This window comes from Alteromonas sp. PRIM-21 (genome assembly GCF_027563165.1).
Classification (GTDB): domain Bacteria; phylum Pseudomonadota; class Gammaproteobacteria; order Enterobacterales; family Alteromonadaceae; genus Alteromonas; species Alteromonas macleodii_A.
On the sequence record NZ_JADOEK010000001.1, the window covers coordinates 146,561 to 167,284 of the forward strand.

16 protein-coding genes and 3 tRNA genes are annotated in these 20,724 nt (G+C 45.3%); 12 read left to right on the forward strand and 7 right to left on the reverse strand.

Annotation, left to right across the window (positions count from 1 at the left end):
• Positions 1–52: 52 nt before the first annotated feature.
• Both IW644_RS00580 and betI read left to right on the forward strand, forming a co-directional pair.
• Entirely contained in the window at positions 53–2,476 is a 2,424-nt protein-coding gene (locus tag IW644_RS00580; RefSeq protein WP_269915992.1) for a TonB-dependent receptor domain-containing protein, read from the forward strand.
• 73 nt (positions 2,477–2,549) lie between these two features.
• Entirely contained in the window at positions 2,550–3,125 is a 576-nt protein-coding gene (betI, locus tag IW644_RS00585) for a transcriptional regulator BetI (protein WP_269915993.1), read from the forward strand.
• A gap of 192 nt (positions 3,126–3,317) precedes the next feature.
• Here the strand turns inward: betI and IW644_RS00590 are convergent, their stop codons facing one another.
• Both IW644_RS00590 and IW644_RS00595 read right to left on the reverse strand, forming a co-directional pair.
• Entirely contained in the window at positions 3,318–5,390 is a 2,073-nt protein-coding gene (locus tag IW644_RS00590; protein ID WP_269916563.1) for a M13 family metallopeptidase, read from the reverse strand.
• Positions 5,380–6,669: a GNAT family N-acetyltransferase gene (locus tag IW644_RS00595; RefSeq protein ID WP_269915994.1), complete on the reverse strand. Its 1,290-nt coding sequence runs from the start codon at positions 6,667–6,669 to the stop codon at positions 5,380–5,382. The genes IW644_RS00590 and IW644_RS00595 overlap by 11 nt, the downstream gene beginning before the upstream one ends.
• Positions 6,670–6,788: 119 nt before the next feature.
• Between IW644_RS00595 and IW644_RS00600 the strand changes: the two genes are divergently transcribed.
• The 10 genes from IW644_RS00600 to IW644_RS00645 all read left to right on the forward strand — a co-directional run bounded on the left by IW644_RS00600 (position 6,789) and on the right by IW644_RS00645 (position 15,272).
• Positions 6,789–7,238: a regulatory protein RecX gene (locus IW644_RS00600; protein ID WP_269915995.1), complete on the forward strand. Its 450-nt coding sequence runs from the start codon at positions 6,789–6,791 to the stop codon at positions 7,236–7,238.
• A gap of 300 nt (positions 7,239–7,538) precedes the next feature.
• Complete coding sequence (gene alaS / locus IW644_RS00605; RefSeq protein WP_269915996.1) at positions 7,539–10,136, forward strand: alanine--tRNA ligase; 2,598 nt, start codon at positions 7,539–7,541, stop codon at positions 10,134–10,136.
• Between the two features lie 134 nt (positions 10,137–10,270).
• Positions 10,271–10,462 carry a carbon storage regulator CsrA gene (csrA, locus tag IW644_RS00610; RefSeq protein ID WP_032094439.1) on the forward strand — a complete coding sequence of 64 codons (192 nt, stop codon included), beginning with the start codon at positions 10,271–10,273 and terminating at the stop codon, positions 10,460–10,462.
• Between the two features lie 377 nt (positions 10,463–10,839).
• A tRNA-Ser gene (locus tag IW644_RS00615) sits at positions 10,840–10,931 on the forward strand.
• A gap of 37 nt (positions 10,932–10,968) precedes the next feature.
• Positions 10,969–11,045 (forward strand) — tRNA-Arg (locus tag IW644_RS00620).
• 53 nt (positions 11,046–11,098) lie between these two features.
• Positions 11,099–11,175, forward strand: a tRNA-Arg gene (locus IW644_RS00625).
• A 150-nt stretch (positions 11,176–11,325) separates the two neighbouring features.
• A complete protein-coding gene (locus tag IW644_RS00630) occupies positions 11,326–11,802 on the forward strand; it encodes an acyl-CoA thioesterase (RefSeq protein ID WP_269915997.1) in 477 nt (158 codons plus the stop codon).
• A gap of 215 nt (positions 11,803–12,017) precedes the next feature.
• Entirely contained in the window at positions 12,018–12,305 is a 288-nt protein-coding gene (locus tag IW644_RS00635) for an OadG family protein (protein WP_269915998.1), read from the forward strand.
• 18 nt (positions 12,306–12,323) lie between these two features.
• The gene (oadA, locus tag IW644_RS00640; RefSeq protein WP_269915999.1) at positions 12,324–14,138 is read left to right on the forward strand and encodes a sodium-extruding oxaloacetate decarboxylase subunit alpha; all 1,815 of its coding nucleotides are present in this window, start codon (positions 12,324–12,326) and stop codon (positions 14,136–14,138) included.
• 3 nt (positions 14,139–14,141) lie between these two features.
• A complete protein-coding gene (locus IW644_RS00645) occupies positions 14,142–15,272 on the forward strand; it encodes a sodium ion-translocating decarboxylase subunit beta (RefSeq protein ID WP_014948675.1) in 1,131 nt (376 codons plus the stop codon).
• Between the two features lie 52 nt (positions 15,273–15,324).
• Here the strand turns inward: IW644_RS00645 and IW644_RS00650 are convergent, their stop codons facing one another.
• Genes IW644_RS00650 through IW644_RS00670 form a run of 5 tightly spaced genes read right to left on the reverse strand, consistent with a single transcriptional unit; the run spans position 15,325 to position 20,721 of the window.
• On the reverse strand, positions 15,325–16,128 hold the full coding sequence (locus IW644_RS00650; protein WP_269916564.1) for an ATP-binding cassette domain-containing protein: 804 nt from the start codon (positions 16,126–16,128) through the stop codon (positions 15,325–15,327).
• Positions 16,128–17,123: a peptide ABC transporter ATP-binding protein gene (locus IW644_RS00655; RefSeq protein ID WP_269916000.1), complete on the reverse strand. Its 996-nt coding sequence runs from the start codon at positions 17,121–17,123 to the stop codon at positions 16,128–16,130. The genes IW644_RS00650 and IW644_RS00655 overlap by 1 nt, the downstream gene beginning before the upstream one ends.
• 1 nt (position 17,124) lies before the next feature.
• Positions 17,125–18,018 carry an ABC transporter permease subunit gene (locus IW644_RS00660; protein ID WP_269916001.1) on the reverse strand — a complete coding sequence of 298 codons (894 nt, stop codon included), beginning with the start codon at positions 18,016–18,018 and terminating at the stop codon, positions 17,125–17,127.
• Positions 18,005–19,036, reverse strand: a complete 1,032-nt coding sequence (locus tag IW644_RS00665) for an ABC transporter permease (RefSeq protein ID WP_269916002.1) — start codon at positions 19,034–19,036, stop codon at positions 18,005–18,007. Before IW644_RS00665 ends, IW644_RS00660 begins: the two co-directional genes overlap by 14 nt.
• On the reverse strand, positions 19,033–20,721 hold the full coding sequence (locus tag IW644_RS00670; protein WP_269916003.1) for an ABC transporter substrate-binding protein: 1,689 nt from the start codon (positions 20,719–20,721) through the stop codon (positions 19,033–19,035). The genes IW644_RS00665 and IW644_RS00670 overlap by 4 nt, the downstream gene beginning before the upstream one ends.
• Positions 20,722–20,724 lie beyond the last annotated feature (3 nt).

A 20,724-nucleotide genomic window follows, 5' to 3' on the forward strand; every position in this document is an offset into this window, starting at 1 on the left:
AATACCCTACTAAAGTAGTGTGTAAACAATACACAACTACTTTGGGAAACACATGAAATCACACAACAAATTGTCTATAGCAATACTTGCTGCCCTTTCATCTATGGCTGCATCGTCACAAGTTTTGGCGGAAGAAGCGGAACGCGCAGAGGAAGAGCGTATAGAAGAAATTACTGTTGTCGGGCGCAGCGTTTCTTACGCAAATAACGCAACCAGCGACGACATGTTTAAACAGCAGGCAAATCTTAGCAGTGTTTTAGCCGCGGTGGACAATTTACCCGGCGTACTCATTAACGAAGGCGATACCTTTGGCGCTGATGATTGGTCAACGTCTATCGTTATTCGTGGGTTTCAGGTAAACCTAAACGAACAGCAAATAGGTATGACGGTAGATGGCATTGCCAACGGTAATTCAAACTACGGTGGTGGCGCAAAAGCAAATCGCTATATCGATACTGAAAACGTAAATGGCGTAGAGGTGTCACAGGGTACTGCAGACATCGCTTCTCGTTCTCATGAAGCATTAGGCGGCACACTAAACTTCACCACCATAGACCCGTCAATGGAGCAAGGCTTAGTCACCAGCGTAACCGCAGGCTCGTTCGATGCATCTAAATACTATGTTCGTTATGAAACGGGTGAAATATTCAAAGACACTTACGCTTGGATAAGCCTTTCAAGTCAAGAAAGCTCTGACTTTATGCAGCAGGCGGCGGAAAATACCCGCGACCATTTAGCTATGAAGTTTATCTCTACCGTTAACGATGTATCACTTACTGGTTATCTGTCTTACGACGATACACACGAAGACAACTACCAGCGCATTTATGGTTTAGCGCAATATGAGCAAAACCCAGACTGGGACCAGCTAACTGACGAATGGACAGGTGTACCGTATCAGGATCAGGCATATCGCAGAGGTTGGTCTACATTACGAGAAAACCTTTTTGCCTATCTTCAGGCTGAATTTACCATTGGTCAAGTCGACTTTATGACTAACGTGTACTATCACGACAACGAAGGTCGCGGTGAATGGGTCCCACCTTATATCGTTGATATCACTGATGACGGTGCACAAGGACACTCTGAACTTGTGGTCGGTAATACGGTTTACGGCGGGCAAGAGCTCGGTCAAATTTACTTCGTAGATAGACAAGGTAATCAGCTAAGTCCAATTGAAGGTTGTCAAAGCTCACTAACCTTTCCTTATGGCGGTGCTGGCGCACAGTACGATCCGGGCTGTCATGAGCAAGGCGCTATTCCAGTAGGTTCTTACCGCCACACCCATTATGACAAAGAGCGCTTCGGTATAAATGCCGATGCAGTGTGGTACACCAAAATAGGTGACTTTGACAATACGGTTCGTTTCGGAATTTGGTGGGAAGACTATGAGCGAGGAGAGTCACGGGACTGGCACAAGATCACCAATTCATCTATCAGTGTAGATTATGACAACGTGCCTTATTGGGTGCAGTACGATAGAACATTCCCAGTTGATACCCTAATGTACTATGTGGAAGACGAGCTAGACCTAGGTTTTGCTCGCATTCGTGCCGGTGCGAAGAAGTTTAACGTCGATATTGAAAAAACGGACAATTTCGATTCGGCTAACAACTTAGCTGTGAATACTGATTCAGATACATTGTTCTCAGCCGGTATCGTCGCACCACTACCCATTGAAGGAGTAGAGATTTTCGCGGGTTACGGTGAAAACTTTGCCGCAATAAAAGACGCCCAGCTTGAACGCAACGATACCGACCTTCGTTTTATAAAGCCAGAAACCGCTGACAACATCGACGTGGGTTTCCGCTATGCATCACCAGGCTTTAATGCCAGTGTGACCTACTACAATATAGAGTTTAATGACCGTATCCAATTTACCAGTAACGAGACTTCAGAGGGTATAGACTTTCTTGAAGCCGCCGCTGGTGGTTATAAAAATGTGGGGGGGATCGAGTCTAGCGGTTTTGAAATTTCAGCAGACGTTATGCTAACTGAAGAGTTCTCGTTGTTTACCTCTATTACCCTAAGCGATTCTGAGTACGTTGCGACGGTAGGCAGTTCAGGTACGCAATACGATACACTTGCCGATGCCCAAGCTGCTATTGAAGACGCTGAAAACCCAGAAGTATCGCTGGTAGCAATTGAAGGTAATACGGTTATCGGTACACCTGATACTATGGCAGTTGTGAGCCTAGACTGGGCACGCGATAACTACTTTGCTGGCTTGTCGACTAAGTACGTCGATAGCCGCTACCTAGATATCGAAAATGCGGCGCAAGTAGATGACTACATTGTTAGCGACTTCTATGTGGGAGGTTTTATTGAAAACATAGGGCCGGGTGTTGAAGAACTCGAAGTGCGTCTAACCGTCAATAACTTGTTCGATGAAGATTATGCTTCAACCATAGCGCCGGGTGCATTTTGGATTGGTGCACCACGGGCGGTAGCAGTCAACGCACGCTTAACCTTTTAATCGTGATATCATACCTGCGACAGCATAGCGCTGTTGCAGGTTATTTTTTAGATTTAAGGTTTGGAGTTGTAGCATGCCCAAGGTGGGAATGGAGCCAGTTCGCAAGAAGCAATTAATTGAAGCAACGCTGGAAGTGATGGCAGAGGTTGGCTATCACGGCACAACGATTAGCTTAATTAGCAAAAAAGCTGGGCTTTCTTCAGGGATAATCAGTCACTATTTCGGTGATAAGCAAGGGTTAATTGAAGCAACTATGCGCCATCTTCTCGATGCGCTAAAAATTACGCAGCGTATTGACGATCCACTTCAGCGTATCGACTTCATTATCGAAAACAACTTTTCGCAAACGCAAGGGGCAAGTTCAGCCACCAATACTTGGTTTAACTTTTGGGCGCTATCGCTACACAATGAAGGGCTGCACCGTTTGCAAACGATTAACCATAAGCGCTTAGAGCGGAATTTAGCTTTTAGCTACCGCAAGCTGCTTCAACCTGCACAGGTCAAAAACGCCGCTGCGTCCACCGCTGCACTAATTGATGGTTATTGGCTGCGCTATTCAATGGGAAGCGTAGGAAACGGTGACTTCTCGGAAGCTGTGACGCGCTGTAAGCAATACGTTCGCGATTTAGTTGCCCAATATGGAAAATAAACAAGGGCACGAAAAATAAGCGCTGCTTTTAGATGCGATTAAATACCCAAGGTATTGATTTAAAAATATAAAAAGGCGGTAGGACATAAGTCGTACCGCCTTTCTTATATATTAAGTAGTTGGTGCCCAATGCATCATGCTATCCGGCGCAGTGAGCCAGTATATGGCTCACCAAACTGCTCAATCAACACGTTACCAAATTCTCACGCGCTCTTCTGGCGCAAGATATAGTGCATCACCTGGCTTCACATCAAATGCCTCATACCAAGCATCATGGTTTCTTGGCGCTTGAGCACGATAGCGGCCCGGTGCGTGGGTACCTGCACGTAGTTGGTTAAGCATACTTTCTTCCGTGCGCTTTTCTTTCCACACTTGAGCCCAAGCTAGGAAGAAGCGTTGATCGCCCGTTAAGCCGTCAATTACCGGTGCTTCTTTGCCGTTAAGGCTAAGCTTGTAAGCGTGGTAGGCCATAGCTAGACCGCCCACATCGCCAATGTTCTCACCTAGACTGTTGCGACCGTTTACGAAGTTACCTTCGATAGGCTCGTATTGGCTGTATTGCTCGGCTAGCATGTCTGCTTTTTCTTCAAATGCTGCACGGTCGGCATCTGTCCACCAGTTGCGCTGAATACCGTTGGCATCAGACTTCGAACCTTGGTCGTCAAAACCGTGGCCCATCTCATGTCCAATTACCGCACCAATAGCACCGTAGTTAACAGCTGCATCGGCATTAGGATCGAAAAATGGCGGTTGTAAAATAGCCGCCGGGAATACAATCTCATTGAACGAACTATTGTAGTAGGCATTAACGCGCTGCGGTGTCATACCCCAACGATTGCGGTCAGTTTTCTCTAGCTCGCGCTCAACTGACTGGTCTTGGAAGAAAGTACGCAGGTTGCGCACATTGCCCACTAAGTCTTTGTCACTAATGGTTACGCCGTCGAATGACTGCCATTCATCTGGGTAGCCAATTTTAGGGTTAAACGCCATTAGCTTTTCTTTTGCGTTAACCTTGGTTTCTTCGCTCATCCAGTCTAGGTTTTCAATACGCTCACCTAGCGCTGTACGCAAGTTCTCAACCAATTCCGCCATTTGCTCTTTTGAGCTCTCTGGGAAGTATTCGTTAACGTAAATCTTACCAATAGCAAAACCTAAAGACTCAGTGCCTGACATTTGGCTTACCGCACGTTTCCAGCGAGGACGAGGCTCTTGCTGGCCGCTCAGGGTGCGACCGAAGAAATCAAAATTAGCTAAGTAGATATCTTCAGAAAGGAAGCCAGCGTTATTTGAAATAGTGTGATACTTCAAATACGATTTCCAATCGGCTAAGTCAGCCTCGTTAATAATTTTGATAACGTCTTTGACTGGCTCTGGTTGAGTAATATTTAGCTCAGGTACCTTGTAACCAGTTTGAGCAAAATATGTGTCCCAATCAAAACCTGGGTATGCGTCAGATAATTTACTACGCTCAATTTGGTTAAGCGTTAGGTCGCGGTCACGGCGTTTTTCACGGGGCCATTGAATATCTGCAATTTGTGTCTCAAGAGCAAGAATGTTCGCTGCTTTTTCTGCTGCGTTTTCTTCGCCTGCAAAATTAAGCATTTCCTCAATGTGTGCTACATAAGCTTCGCGGATCTTAACAAAACGTTCGCTATCGCTTAGGTAGTAATCGCGATCAGGAAGGCCTAAACCACCTACACCAACACTTAGCTGGTATTCATTCGGGTCAAGGCGGTTGTACCACATACCACCATAAATAGGTGTACTAGAACCTACCAGCCAGCTATTACCAAATGCTTTGGTTAGGTCAGTTCTATTTTCGATGTTTTCTATCGAAGTAAGTACGTCCTGAATTGGCTCAATACCTTTTTCATTAATGGTATCGGTGTCCATGTAGGCAACAAAGAAGTCATGAACAAGCTGCTCTTCTTCATTTAAAGACGTTTTCTCCATAAGCCCATCAATGATGTTTTTAACCTGCTCTTCACTGCGTTCAGCTAGACCAGTAAACGCGCCATAGCGGGTTTTATCTGCAGGAAGTTCATAGTTGTCGTACCATGTTCCGCTGGCGTACATAAAGAAGTCATCACCAGGTTTTACTGCTTCGTTGCGTGCGCTTAGGTCAACGCCGAAAGAACCTAGTTCTGCTTCACCTTTCGCCTTAACAGCGGTTTCCTGAGTTTGTTCTTTTGCTTGCTCAGGCTGACCGCAGCCTGCAATGCCTAAAGATGCCGCAATCGCTACGGCTAAAAGTTTATGTTTCATCATTTTTCTCGTTGTGATTATAAGTGTCGTCGTTAGGTGCAGTGACACTCGTTGTTTTTAAAGTAGGCACAAATTCCTTGTTAAACGGTAAAGCATTCCGTGCCTGATTAAAATAGCTGGTGATATGCGGCGTTTCGCGCTGTAAAAAGTCTGCTACAGCACTGTGAAACGATGCATGTCTTAATTTGTGGTGTGAACGACAATAAATAGGCTCGAAACCTCGAAGTATTTTATGCTCACCCTGGGTTCCGGGGTTAAATAGCTTTAGCTTTTTCGAAATGGCAAATTCGATGCCTTCAAAATAACAGCAGGCAAAGTGTAACCCGTCTATTTCTTTAAGTGCTCCCCAGTATCTACCATACAGCCCTGTTTCATCATAGAAAAATAGGGCGCTGGCTACCGCAATTTCACTTTCCATTGCAGTTACAATAAGCATGTTGTCGCTCATAGTCTCGACAAGTTGCTCAAAGAACGCATCATTTAAATATCCCACGTGGCCGCTGCGTTTTAAATAGGTTGCTTTGTAACACTTTGTGAAAAACTGCAGAGTTTCTGGGGTAATTTCACTTCCCGTATGGTGGGTAAATCGAACGCCTTGCTCACTGAGTCTACGGCGGCTTTTCTTGATATCTTTTCTTTTGCGGGATGTCAGTGCATTAAGAAAATCGTCGAAGTCACCATACCCGTAGTTATGCCACTGAAACTGAACGGCGTAACGGGTTAAATATCGCCTTGCAGCGTGGGTCAAATCCGAAGCTTGCGTTTCGCTGCTAACTGAAAGTTGTGCCGACGTTCTCTCATTGGGAAACAGGTAGTGAAAAGAAGAAAGCTCTTCCCCAAACACTGATGCTACATACTCTGTTAAAGTATGCTCCAGTTTCTCCATAAGAGCGTGCGTTAGGGTTTCGCTATCATCGCAAAGTATCCTTGGGCCTGTAACAGGGGTGAAAGGAATTGCTGATATCCATTTAGGATAATAGTCGAGCCCGTGCTGCGCATATGCGTTGGCCCATGCCTGGTCAAATACATACTCGCCATAGCTATGCGTTTTCAAAAAGCCAGGAATAAGGATGCTGACTTTTTCTTGCTGATCATGGGTTATAGCAATATGACATGGTTGCCAGCCAGATTCGCTTTTACACGAACCACTGCTTTCTAACGTATGCAAAAACTCATAAGAAAGAAAAGGGCCTGCATTTTTTGCAAGCTGTTGCCAACGCTCTTTCGAAAGCTGTTCGATAGAATCAATTATTGTTATGCGATAGTCAGGTGCTGTCATGCAGTTAACATTATGTAGAGGGTTTATGCGTAAAACGCTTAGATAGTCGCAATATACGAGTATTTAGCGCTAAAATAACGCGGTTTCTACGTTTAATACAGAAGAGTAAGTTTACAAAAATGTCAGAGTTCGATCGAAAAATCATTACCGACGCGATTACTCGCATGCTGGCACGACGAGAGCATAGCTTTAACGAGGTAGTGCGCAAGCTACAGCAGAAAGGAATAGCGAGTGAGGCTTTTATGCCTATTCTGGAGGAATTTAAAGACGCTGATATTCAAAGTGACGCCAGGTTTGCTGAAAGCCGAGCGCGCGCACTGTATTTGAAAGGGAAGGGACCTCGTGCAATAAAACTAGACTTACAGCAATATGGCGTAGATGAGAGTACTGCTGAGCATGCAATGGCAGAGATTGATGCTGACTGGTTTGAAAGCGCAAAAAAGGTAAAAGAAAAGAAGTTCGGCGAGTTTTATGAAAAAGAATTCGCCTTAAGGCAAAAGCAAAAACAATTTTTGCAGTACCGTGGTTTTTACCAAGAACACATCGATTATGCGGTTAGTGCTAACTAAACTAAACGTTTCTTTTCGGCCAGTTTTGCCAAGCTCCGCACCATCTTACTAATCACCTAAATGAATATCCGCTATTTTTTGCTAAATTAAGGTAAAATTTGGCGGTATCTCGTGCCCTTGCCACTTAACAAAATTGCGCTTTCCGTGGTATTGTTGCGCAAATTTGTGCGCATTTTTACTATTCAAAGAATGGTATTAGGGTATGGCACATTGAGTAATGACGAAATGTCCCGATTATAAGTCTTATCAAACAGGCAATTCGCACGTTTCAAAAATAGAATAAAGGAAGTTAGGTTTTCAATGACATTATCAACTGCTGACTTACGTAACAAGTTTATCGATTATTTTAAAAGCCATGGCCATCAGGCGGTGGCTAGCTCGTCACTGGTGCCGGCAGATGATCCCACGCTTCTTTTTACTAATGCGGGCATGAACCAGTTTAAAGACTGCTTCTTAGGTGCAGAAAAGCGTAGTTATACCCGAGCAGTATCTTCGCAGCGCTGTGTGCGCGCCGGTGGTAAACACAACGACCTTGAAAATGTAGGTTATACCGCCCGTCACCATACTTTTTTCGAAATGATGGGTAACTTTAGCTTCGGCGATTATTTCAAAAAAGAAGCGATCGAGTTTGCATGGAACTTTCTAACTAAAGAAGTAGGTTTACCAAAAGAAAAGTTACTCGTTACCGTTTACTCTGACGACGATGAAGCGTTCGATATTTGGGAAAACCACATCGGTGTGCCTAAAGAAAAAATCATCCGTATCAGCACATCAGATAATTTCTGGTCAATGGGTGATACTGGCCCCTGTGGACCATGCTCTGAGATCTTTTATGACCACGGAGCACACATCTGGGGTGGCCCTCCAGGAACGCCTGAAGAAGACGGCGACCGTTTCATTGAGATTTGGAACTTGGTATTTATGCAGTTTAATAAGCAAGCTGACGGTACCATGGAGCCGCTGCCAAAACCGTCTATCGATACAGGGATGGGCCTTGAGCGTATTTCAGCTATTTTGCAAAACGTGCACAGTAACTACGAGATTGACCTGTTCCAAAACTTGATCAAGTCAGCGGCATCAATTGTTGGTACTGACGACCTAGAAAACAAATCTCTGCGTGTTATTGCCGATCATATCCGTTCGTGCAGTTTCTTAATTTGTGATGGCGTAATGCCTACCAATGAAGGGCGTGGTTATGTGTTGCGCCGTATTATTCGTCGTGCGGTTCGACATGGCTACCAGCTAGGCGCAAACGATATTTTCTTCTATAAGCTAGTGGCATCACTGGCTAAAGAAATGGGCGAGGCCTATCCAGAGCTTGTCGATCAGCTGCCTGTTATTGAAAAAGTACTGCGTGTTGAAGAAGAGCAATTTAGCAAGACCCTAGCTCGTGGTATGGCTATTCTAAACGACACCCTGGAAACCCTAGAAGGCGATACAGTACCAGGTGATGTAGTGTTTAAGCTTTACGACACTTACGGTTTCCCTACAGATTTAACAAACGATGTGGCTCGTGAGCATGACCTTAAGATTGACGAAGAAGGTTTTGAAGCTGCAATGCAAGCACAGCGTGCCCGTGCTCAGCAGGCAAGTAACTTTGGTGCAGACTACAACAGCAAGCTTGCCATTGACCACACAACCTCATTCACAGGTTATACCGATGTGGAAGGACAGGCTAATGTGGTTGAACTTATTGCCGACAATGCGTTTGTAGAAAAGCTAGAAGACGGTCAGGAAGGCGTTGTGGTACTAGACAGTACGCCGTTCTACGCTGAAAGCGGCGGTCAGGCTGGTGACAAAGGTGTACTTCGCGTTGCTAACGGTGAGTTCATTGTGACAGACACCCAAAAAATGGGTAATGCATTTGCACACAAAGGTATTGCTAAAGGCTCGGTGTCTAAAGGTGATACGGCAACGGTTGCGATTGATTCTGCAAATCGTGAAGCCATCAAAAAGAACCACAGTGCTACCCACTTACTTCACGCGGCGCTGCGTGAAATTCTTGGCGAGCACGTAACGCAAAAAGGCTCACTGGTTGAAGCGTCTCGTATGCGTTTTGACTTTTCGCATTTTGAGGCAGTTACCGCTGAGCAACTTACAGAGATTGAAAAACGCGTCAACCAAGAGATACGCGCAAACCATACGCTAGCCACTGAACTTATGGACCTAGAAGAAGCCAAAGCATCAGGTGCTATGGCGCTATTTGGCGAGAAGTACGATGAAAAAGTTCGCGTTGTAACCATGGGCCCATTCTCTGTTGAGCTATGTGGCGGTACACACGTTGCGCGCACAGGTGACATTGGGTTATTTAAAATTACCAGTGAGGCGGGTATTGCATCGGGCGTTCGACGCATTGAAGCGGTTACAGGTGAGCAAGCTCTTGAAGTAGTGCAAGCACAGCAGGCTACTTTAGCTTCGTTGTCTGGTTTACTGAAAACTGACAGCCAAAATGTACTCGATCGCGTAGTTTCTCTGCAAAATCAGACTAAAGAACTAGAAAAAGCACTCAATTCTGCTAAACAAAAACTGGCGAGTCAGCAAGGTGCTGATATGCTTAGTAATGCAGTAGAGATAAATGGCGTTAAAGTTCTTGTTGCGAATTTGGAAGGTGTTGAAGCGAAGTCATTGCGTTCAATGATGGATGACATTAAAAACCGAATTGGCGAAGGGATCGTAGTACTAGGTGTGGCCAACGATGCGAAAGTGAATCTTATTGCTGGCGTTACTAAAAACCTCACAGGTAAAGTAAAGGCAGGCGAGCTGGTTAACTTTGTTGCATCTCAAGTAGGTGGCAAAGGAGGCGGTCGTCCTGACATGGCACAGGCAGGTGGAGATCAGCCTGAAAACTTGAACCAGGCACTAGATTCGGTTAACGCTTGGTTACAAGATAAGCTATAATTATTTTTGTGTATAACAGTGAGTTTTTGAAGTGACACAGAAACAGGGAATCACTGTCGCTACCATCGGGTCGTGCCGTTGGGTTGGCAAATCTTAATGGATGATGTTCAGTATTAAGGAACAGGAGCAAGCGAATGCTTATTTTGACTCGTCGAGTTGGTGAAACGCTTATGGTAGGTGACGATGTAACCGTTACCGTACTAGGCGTAAAAGGGAATCAGGTACGTATAGGTGTTAATGCACCAAAAGAAGTTTCTGTGCACCGTGAAGAAATATATATGCGCATTCAGGCAGAAAAAGGCGGTCAGCCAGATTCTGCAGAATAATTGCATTGTACGCTTCATTGGAAAGGTCAGCTTTAGCTGACCTTTTTTGTTTTGAGCCAGAAAATCTGTCTTATCTTTTTACGTTAAATCAAAATCGAAACCACGTAGTGAAGTAGTTATAAACAAGTAAACTTAGAAATTACTCACGTTATTTTTGAAAAATTGATCAAAAATTTAGTTGAAAGCGGTAAGTGGTTGATTAAATCCAAACGTAAACTAATGGCAAACAATTAATAACTTTCCATTTAATTGTTTGTATTGCGAACAAATTACTGGTTTTTTGTTCGAATCGTTTAAAATGGCAGCGGGTGAACAATTTCTTTATAAAAAAGGTTTGACTCAAGCCAATGAATCCGTAAAATGCACCCCGCAGTCAAGGAGAGGTGGGTGAGTGGCTGAAACCAGTTCCCTGCTAAGGAACCATACGCATATACGCGTATCGAGGGTTCGAATCCCTCCCTCTCCGCCATTATTAGTTGGCAGTGGCGGTCAACAACAAGTTTTGCGCGTGTGTAGCTCAGCTGGATAGAGTACCTGGCTACGAACCAGGCGGTCGGAGGTTCGAATCCTTCCACACGCGCCACTTATTTTAAAGCGTCACCTTTTGAAGTAAAATTCAAAAGTAAACAAGTTAACGCGTGTGTAGCTCAGCTGGATAGAGTACCTGGCTACGAACCAGGCGGTCGGAGGTTCGAATCCTTCCACACGCGCCATATTGAAGAGCCCACCTTTTTAGGTGGGCTTTTTCATTTCTTGAATCCTTCAATTCTTCTTTTCTTTTTACGCTACTTTTGTATAAACGCTTTGTTTAAAATTTAAGCTAAACTTAATGTGTCTGACAGCAGTTAAGCGCGAGGTACGCTATGGCACATCCATCCACTACTTTTCGATTTCTTGCAGAGCCTACCGATGTTAATTTCGGCGGTAATGTCCACGGCGGTATCGTCATGAAGTGGATTGACCAAGCGGCCTATGCGTGTGCAGCTCAGTGGTCGAAATGCTATTGCGTTACAGTATCTGCCAACGGCATACGTTTCATAAAACCTATAAAAGTCGGTCAACTCGTTGAGATAACTGCGTCTCTTGTTCATACAGGTAGCTCGAGCATGCACATCTATGTGGTGGTTAAATCGGGGGACGCTACGGCCAACACAACCACTGTAGCTAACCGTTGTTTCATTACATTTATGGCTGTAGGTTGCGACGGCAACCAAGTGATCGTGCCTTCATACATTCCAGAAGACGAGCATCATATGCAATTAGAATTAGTAGCTATGCATGCTAAAGACTTTGCAAAACGATTAGACAGCGACTTTACAGAGAATACTGGTTTTCATTAAACAGTGTTCGTTTCAAAACTAAATGCGAGCCTAAGATAATACCTCTCAGTATGCCATTGATACTATGTTTTTGTTGCAAATTTATTAAGTAATAATGCATTAAGTTTCATATTGAGGGGTTTTATTCAATTTTTAGTGGTTTTTTATGCTGTTTTGTTGTGTTTTGAAAAACCTCGTGATACTTATTCAGGTACAAAATAACAACAGGATTGAATATGAATTCGGAATCCGTCGCTAGTTTGCTCATTGAAGCAGGCTCTCTTATGCTCATAGGAATGGTATTTGTCTTTTCGTTCTTGGGACTGCTTATTGTCGGCATTCATTTGATTGCACGTTTTTGTGAAGCATTTCCAGGTGAAACATCAGACCCTTTAGCCAATGTGACCCGGCCTTCAGCCAATTTGGCTCGAAATAATCAAGCGGTACAACCGGGAATAGACGGTAATGTCATCGCTGCTATTTCTGCCGCAATTCATACCCATCGCCAAAATTCTAACAAATAATCCATATCAGGAGTTACCATGTCTAAGCCTCTGGCCCTTACCGAGCTGGTCCTGCGTGATGCCCATCAATCGCTTCTTGCTACGCGTATGCGTATTGAGGACATGCTTCCCATTGCTGAAAAGTTAGATAAGGCAGGCTTTTGGTCTGTTGAATCTTGGGGCGGTGCGACCTTTGACGCCTGTATCCGTTATTTGGGAGAAGACCCATGGGAGCGCATTCGTAAGTTAAAGGCAGCCATGCCCAATACCAAACAGCAAATGTTATTGCGTGGTCAAAACCTATTGGGTTATCGCCACTATGCTGACGATGTTGTTACTCGCTTTGTAGAGCGCGCTCACGAAAGCGGTGTAGACGTATTTAGGATTTTTGATGCCATGAACGACATCAGAAATTTAAAAACTGCCATTAAAGCTACCATAGATAGCGGCGCTCATGCGCAAGGCACGATTTCTTACACTGTAAGTCCAGTGCATAATCTAGAGCTATGGCTAGATATGGCTAAACAACTTGAAGACCTCGGTGTGCACTCTATTTGTGTTAAAGACATGGCAGGGCTTTTAAAACCTTATGAATGCGAAGCGTTAATTACAGGGTTAAAAGAAACCGTCGATGTACCTATCGCCATGCAGTGCCACGCCACAACAGGGTTGAGCACCGCAACTTACCAAAAAGCCATTGATGCCGGTATTGATATGCTCGATACAGCTATTTCATCAATGAGCATGACCTACGGTCACAGCGCAACTGAGACTATGGTTTCAATCGTTGAAGGTACAGAACGCGACACGGGTATTGCGCTACCTGAATTGGAAGAAATTGCGAGTTATTTTAGAGAAGTCAGAAAGAAATACAGCAAATTTGAAGGAAGCCTTAAAGGCGTAGATGCACGTATTCTGCTGGCCCAAGTGCCAGGTGGCATGCTAACCAACATGGAAAGTCAGCTAAAAGAGCAGGGCGCTGAAGATAAGTTTGAAGAGGTGTTAAAAGAAATCCCTCGGGTACGAGAAGACCTTGGATATATTCCTCTTGTAACGCCTACCTCGCAAATTGTCGGCACGCAGTCGGTACTCAATGTGCTAACAGGTGAGCGCTATAAGAGTATCACTAAAGAAACGGCTGGTGTACTCAAAGGCGAGTATGGTGCTACTGCTGCACCAGTAAACAGTGAGCTACAAGAGCGTGTGCTAGATGGTGCAGAGCCTGTAACATGCAGACCTGCTGATAACATTGCGCCTGAGCTTGATACGCTGAGCAAAGAGCTAGATGAACTGGCCGAGAAAAAACAACTTTCGCTGTCAGATGACAAAATTGATGATGTGCTGACTTATGCACTATTTCCGCAGATAGGCCTTAAGTTTATCGAAAATCGCGGTAATCCTGATGCGTTTGAACCTGCACCGGGCGCTCAAGAGTCGCAAGGCACCCATGCGCCTAGTCCTGCTGAAGCTAAGTCAAACTCACAAGGGGCTACTGCGAGTGAAACTTACGACGTGAACGTAGACGGGAAAGTGTATCGCGTAGAAGTGGCACCCTCAGGTACGCTAACGAGCGTTACGCCTGCCGATACGGCTCAACCCCAGCCACAAACTGTTAGCACAGCTTCACCTGCCGCTGCGTCGTCGCAGTCAATTGATGCGCCACTAGCGGGTAACGTATTTAAAGTATTAGTACGAACTGGCGATAGTGTATCCGAAGGTGATGTAGTGATGATCCTTGAAGCCATGAAAATGGAAACCGAGATCCGCTCGGCGTTTTCCGGTACGGTCAATGACATTACCGTGGGTGAAGGCGATGCTGTAACTAGCGGTCAACCGTTAATCTTATTGGGGTAATACATGGATAAGTTAATGGTACTTTGGGATAGTACCGCGCTTGCGCATTTTGAAGCGGGCCAGCTCATAATGATGGCGGTAGGCTTCGGGTTACTCTATTTAGCCATTGTTAAGAAATTTGAGCCACTGCTCCTATTACCCATTGGTTTTGGCGCACTGCTTACAAATATTCCAATTGCTGGTTTTTCAGAAGCGGGTGGCTTATTGCACTACATCTATAAAATTGGGATTGATACAGGCGTATTCCCATTGCTCATTTTTATGGGCGTAGGTGCAATGACAGACTTCAGCGCACTTATAGCAAACCCTAAAATGTTGCTGCTTGGCGCAGCCGCACAGTTCGGTATTTTTGCTACCTTGTTTGGCGCAATAGCGTTAAATCTTATTCCGGGTTTTGAATTTACGTTAAAAGATGCCAGTGCCATTGCTATAATAGGGGGCGCAGATGGGCCGACGGCTATCTTCCTTGCTTCACGTTTAGCGCCTGACTTGCTAGGTGCTATTGCGGTTGCCGCATATTCTTATATGGCGCTGGTGCCTATTATCCAGCCGCCCATTATGAAAGCACTGACCACAAAAGAGGAACGCGAAATTAAAATGGGTCAACTTCGGCCTGTATCAAAGCGTGAAAAAATTATCTTTCCACTCGCCGTGTTATTTATGACCATCTTGTTTTTACCAGCTGCCACGCCGCTAGTAGGCATGTTCTGCTTTGGTAATTTGATGAAAGAGTGTGGCGTTGTAGACAGATTAAGTAAAACAGCCCAAAACGAGCTAATCAACACAGTGACCATTTTCCTTGGTTTAGCTGTGGGCTCTAAGCTATCGGCTGAGGCATTCCTTACGGTGGAAACTTTGGGTATTTTGGGCCTAGGCGCAATTGCCTTTGGTATAGGTACTGCTGCTGGCGTGTTAATGGCTAAGTTAATGAGTAAGCTATCCGGTGGTAGTATAAACCCGCTTATTGGTGCTGCGGGCGTGTCTGCCGTGCCTATGGCTGCGAGGGTCGTTAATAAAGTTGGCCTAGAAGCAAACCCTCACAATTTCCTGTTGATGCATGCAATGGGGCCTAATGTAGCCGGTGTGTTAGGTAGTGCAGTCGCTGCAGGTATTTTGCTAGCGCTGGTTGGCTAACCAGCGTAAATATATATTTGATATGGGAGGGCAGTTTACTGCCCTCAGCGCTTTAACGGATTGTATTTTGCGGTACTAGCGACTGGTAAGCGGTGATCAGTTTCTTAGTGCGAGTGTGCTGCGGCCACCTGAAAATAGTTTCAGTTTTACCTTCCTCTACAATTTCGCCGCCTTCCATTACCACAACTCTATCTGCAATATGCCGGACAATTCCTAAATTATGGCTTATGAAGATAAACGCCAAACCCAGTTCTTGCTGTAATTGCAGTATTAGGTTCACCGTCTGCGATCGAATAGTAGGGTCTAATGCAGCAAAGGGTTCATCTGCAACAAGCACTTTGGGTTTTAGTACTATAGCTCTAGCTAAGGCTACGCGCTGTTGTTGGCCGTCAGAAAGCATGTGCCGGTAAAAGTAATAGTGCTCGCGAAGTAACCCTACCTTTACCAACATATCTTCGATAATAGGCTTGCGCTCGGCTTCGCTAAGACCCGTATTCAAACGCAAAGGTTCGTCTAGGATTTTGCCCACCGGAACCGATGGGTTCATCGATTCCGCACTGTGTTGCAGAATCATACGAATGTCGTGGGTCCGCTTGCGTTGGCCGTCTTTTGACTGGTACTTGGCTAAATACTTGTGAGTGTTTATTTCAATTTCACCCGCATCGGCAGGTAGGGCGCCAACTAATAATTTAGCAAGAAGGGATTTACCCGAACGGTTTTCCCCTATGATGGCAATAGTTTCCCCTCGTTTAACGCTCATATTAACCGGGCCAAGTTGAAATACCTCAGGTCGCTTTAACCAGCGCTTCTTTTCGTTATGTATAAACGTAAGGTCTTTTACCTGCAAAATGTCCATCACAGCTTCTCCATATGTAGCGGGTAATGACAGCTGTAGCTATGATCGTGAATTTTGCGTACGGCGGGCGTTTGCACACAAGCGCGCTGGGCTCGTGGACAGCGGGGGCCTAAACGACAACCAATAGGCAAATGTTGTAGCGTTGGTATAGAGCCGCTTAATGTAGGTAGCGCAGACTTAGGCGGTAAGTCCTTTCTGAAGCTTGGCGCACTGTCTAATAGCGCTTTAGTGTAAGGGTGAAGAGGGCGTTTTTTAATGTGCTTCATCTTTCCCGATTCTACCGTTTGCCCCGCGTAGAGGACGGTCATTGAATGTGACATACTCGCAATGGCAAGCAAATCATGGCTGACAAACAAAATCGATAGAGAGCGAGTTTGATTAAGGCGCGTAAAGAGTTTTAGGATCTGCGTCTTGGTTGTGGGCTCCATGCCTCGAGTAGGATCATCCGCGATAAGTAATTTGGGTTGAGACACTAGCGCCATGGCTATCATGAACTTTTGCCCAATATCAGCGGGGATTTGGTGAGGGAATGCACTTAAGTAATGCTTGTGATGCTTTATTCCCACCTTATGTACAGTACTTATTGCTATCTTTTTTCTGTGCTGCGCACGTTGCCAAAACCAGCTACCTTCAACGAATTCGTCAGGAATGCTTTCTTCAAGTTGCTCACCAAGCGTGGCCGACGGGTCAAGCGCCGCTTGCGGGTTTTGAAAAACCACCGCAATTTCACGACGCATCACTTCGCGGCGTTGTTGAACCGACATACCTAATAGGTTTTCTCCTTTCCAGCTCATGCGGTCGGCGGTTAAATTCCACTGGTTTGGAAGCGCTCCGCAAATTGCCGATACAATAAGGCTTTTACCAGAACCCGATTCGCCCACCAAAGCACGAATCTCGCCTGAACTCACTGACAAATTTACCTTATCCAGAGCCTTTATGGTGCTATCACCGTTCTGCATTTCTAGGGTGAGGTTTTTGATATCAAGCATTGGCATGTTAGTGACTCACCCTTTTTCTCAATGAAGAACGCAAGCCATCACCCACGATATTGATGGACAGCACAATAAAAAATATCGCCATACCGGGTACCGCTACATTCCAAGGCGCTAGGTAAGTAACGTCTAGTCCGTCGGCTAGAATTACACCTAATTCAGGTAACGGTGATTGAGCGCCCAAGTTTAAGAAGCCAAGAGCTGAGATATCAATCACTGCAATTGAAAGAGCCAGCGTTCCTTGAACAACAAGCATTTCCGTCATATTAGGTAAAATAGAGTGAACAAAAAGCTGCCACTTGCTTGCACCGTCAAGCGTTGACGCAACAATGTAGTCTTTCTTCATTTCTGCGCGCACAAAACTGCGCGTGTGGTGCACAAACTGGGGAATAAGGGCTAGGGTAATAGCCCACATACTGTTGACCAAACCCGTACCAAGTATTGCAACTATGATAATAGCAATCAGTAGTGTAGGGATCGCCATAAGCGCATCAAGTAAATGATTTGCAACGCTTGAGCGGACTCCACGTAACATACCAGCAAGCGTACCTAAACTAACACCAACTAGCATCGCAAGTACTACGGTCAAGAAGGCCGAGCCCAGTGTTGTTCGGCAGCCGTAAATAATACGGGTAAATAAATCTCTTCCTAGCGCGTCTGTGCCGAATAAATGGGTGATAGAACCATTCGCTAACCAGCTAGGCGGAATTAACAATCCGTCAATGTTCTGCTCCACAGCGTCATAAGGGGTAATGAGAGGGGCGAATACGGCGCATACCACAAATAGCGCTAGCATAATTAAACCCAGCATAGAAATGTGGCTGGCCTTGAACGAAGCCCAGGTCCGTTGCCAAGGGGAGGGATGGAATTCTTCTTCGTACAAACTAAACTGTGGCACGCTCGTATTTCTCTCTACTTGGGTCAATCATACGGTTTAATACATCGACCAGAATCGTCAGGGTAATTACTACCGTTGATACCGCCATCATACCAATACGTAAAGCAGGGTAATCCCGTTGATAGATGGCTTGAATTAGCCAGTTACCAATCCCTGGCCATGAAAACAAGGTTTCAACAATCATTGCATTGGTTATAAGCGTAGTAATTTGAATCGCCATCAGCGGCAAAATGGGAAGTAGTGCATTACGTAGTATATGGCGAAAGAATATTTGCCAACTAGAAAGCCCGCGCGACACGGCTGCAGCAATATAGGGGCGATGTTTTACATCTATAACTGAGCGCCGAGTTATGCGTATCATTGATGCCGTGGTTATGGCGCCAATAGCTAATGTGGGTAGCGCTAAGTGTGACAGTGCATCTTTAAATGCTAAGGATTTGTTTTCGATATCCGACAGCAAAACGTCAAATAGAATAAAGCCGGTTACTGGCTCTATGTCGTAAATTAAACTTATTCGACCAGACAGTGGGGCTAAGTCCAATTCCAAACTAAATACCAGAATAAGCAGCAGAGCGAACCAAAAGACAGGGAAAGAATAGGTAGTAATGCTCGCACTATTTATTAAGTGGTCAGACGTTGAATAACAGCGAATGCCGGCGTAATAACCTAAGGGGATGCCAATAAACAAGGCCATCAGCATTGCGTACGTTGCCAGTTCTATAGTTGCTGGCATCGCTATACCTACTTCCTCTCTTAAGGGCAGACCAGACGTGAAACTATAGCCCCAATCACCGGTCAGCAAATTACCTACATAGTAAATAAACTGAAAAATATAGGACTGGTCTAGCTTAAACTGCTTCTCTAACGCGGCGCGCTGCATCTCATTTTGTGGCACAAGTCCGGTCAGGTTTTCCAACGTATCGCCTGGAAAAAGGTAGGCCAGCGAGAACGAAATAATCGTTAACACTAAAAGCGTTAATATGAATAATGTGCAATATCTAAGGAGAATTTGGATCACAGTGCTTTCTCTACCCCGCCAAAACGCACACCGCCAAAGGGATTAATAGCCATGCCTTCTAACTCATTTCTATATGCTTGATAACGATAGGCATGTGCAATGGGGACCACAGGGAGACGTTCGTACAATAGCCTATTTACTTGCTTGTAAATAGCCGCTCTCTCGTCAATGTCATCGGTTTGAAGCGCCTCGTTAAGTAGCTTGTCATAACTGTCGTTGCACCACATTGCCCGGTTTGTTCCAGATGGGATTGCTCCGCAGCTCAACAATGGGCGATAAAAGTTGTCAGGGTCGCCGTTATCGGCAGACCAGCCGATTAATACGGAGTCGTGCAGGCCTTCTTGTAGGTGACGCCTAAATGTCGCCCAATCGTAACTAACGATAGTTGCATCTACACCTACATCGCGAAGGTATCGCTGAATAAGCTCGGCCATTTTCGTTGCGTTGGGGTTGTAAGCGCGCTCGACCGGCATGGCCCATATTGTCATTGAAAACCCAGGAGCTATTCCTGCATCGGCCAATAATTTTCGCGCCAGAACAGGGTTGTAAGCTGTGTCATCGGCATCGTTTTGAAATGCCCAGCTAGCCGCAGGCAGCAGGGTCTTAGCCCGTGTTGCACTGTCGAAATAAACTGCTTCTAATAAGGTATTTTTATCAATAGCCGCGGCGAGCGCTCGCCTTACGTCTGGGTTATCAAACGGCGGGCGCTGAGTATTAAAGGCCCAAAAACCCACATTTAACCCTGGTTTTTCCGCTAATGTCAGATCATCCTCTGTTCGAATCACTTCAAGTTCCGTTTGTGCCGGGAATGCAGTTGCATCACATTCCCCTGTCATCAGCTTAGCCAAGCGTAACGAACTCCGAGGAGTTATATCGAAAATAAGTTGTTCAACTTCGGGCTTGCTTTGGGCTTCGCTCACATCTTGTGGCGCTGAAGCCATATTACTTCCATTTTCTTCAAGGGCTTGGGTTCGCCAATAGTTGTCGTGGCGAAGATACTTAATAAAGTGGTCCTTTCGGTAACTCTCAAATTTGAAGGGCCCAGTGCCAATTGGAAGCTGGTCAATTTTGCTGGGCGTACCAGCCTGTGCAAGCTTATTGGCATATTCTTCTGACAGAATAACGGCGAAATCGGTCGCTAAATTTGCCAAAAATGAGCTGTCACGGCGTTTAAGCGTAATTTCAACGCGATAACCATTTACCCGTTCAACAGACGCGATATTTTGAGCAAGGCCAATACTTTCAAAATAGGGGTAGCTTCCGCCCGACACGTAATGATAGGGATGTGAGTTTAAGCGCCAGCGGTCGATACTAAAAATAACATCGTCGGCATTGAAGTTTCTGCTTGGTTCAAAATAGCGCGTAGTGTGAAACCATACGTCTCTACGTAGCTGAAAGGCGTAGGTGAGTCCGTCATCACTGACTAACCAGCTACTAGCTAGGCTTGGTACTATGCGACCAGAATCGGGGTCGAAGTCGAGAAGTCTGTCGTACAGTTGGTGAGATGAGGCATCAGAGGTTGTGCTCGATGTATCAAGCTGCGGATTAAAAGTAACTGGGTTGCTTTCAGAACAATAAATAATACCCGTATTATAAAACGCTTGTTTATTCTGCTTCGCACAGGATGCAACAAGAAGCGCTGTACATAAACATAATGACAAACGCTTCACCAAACCATGGGACATGCT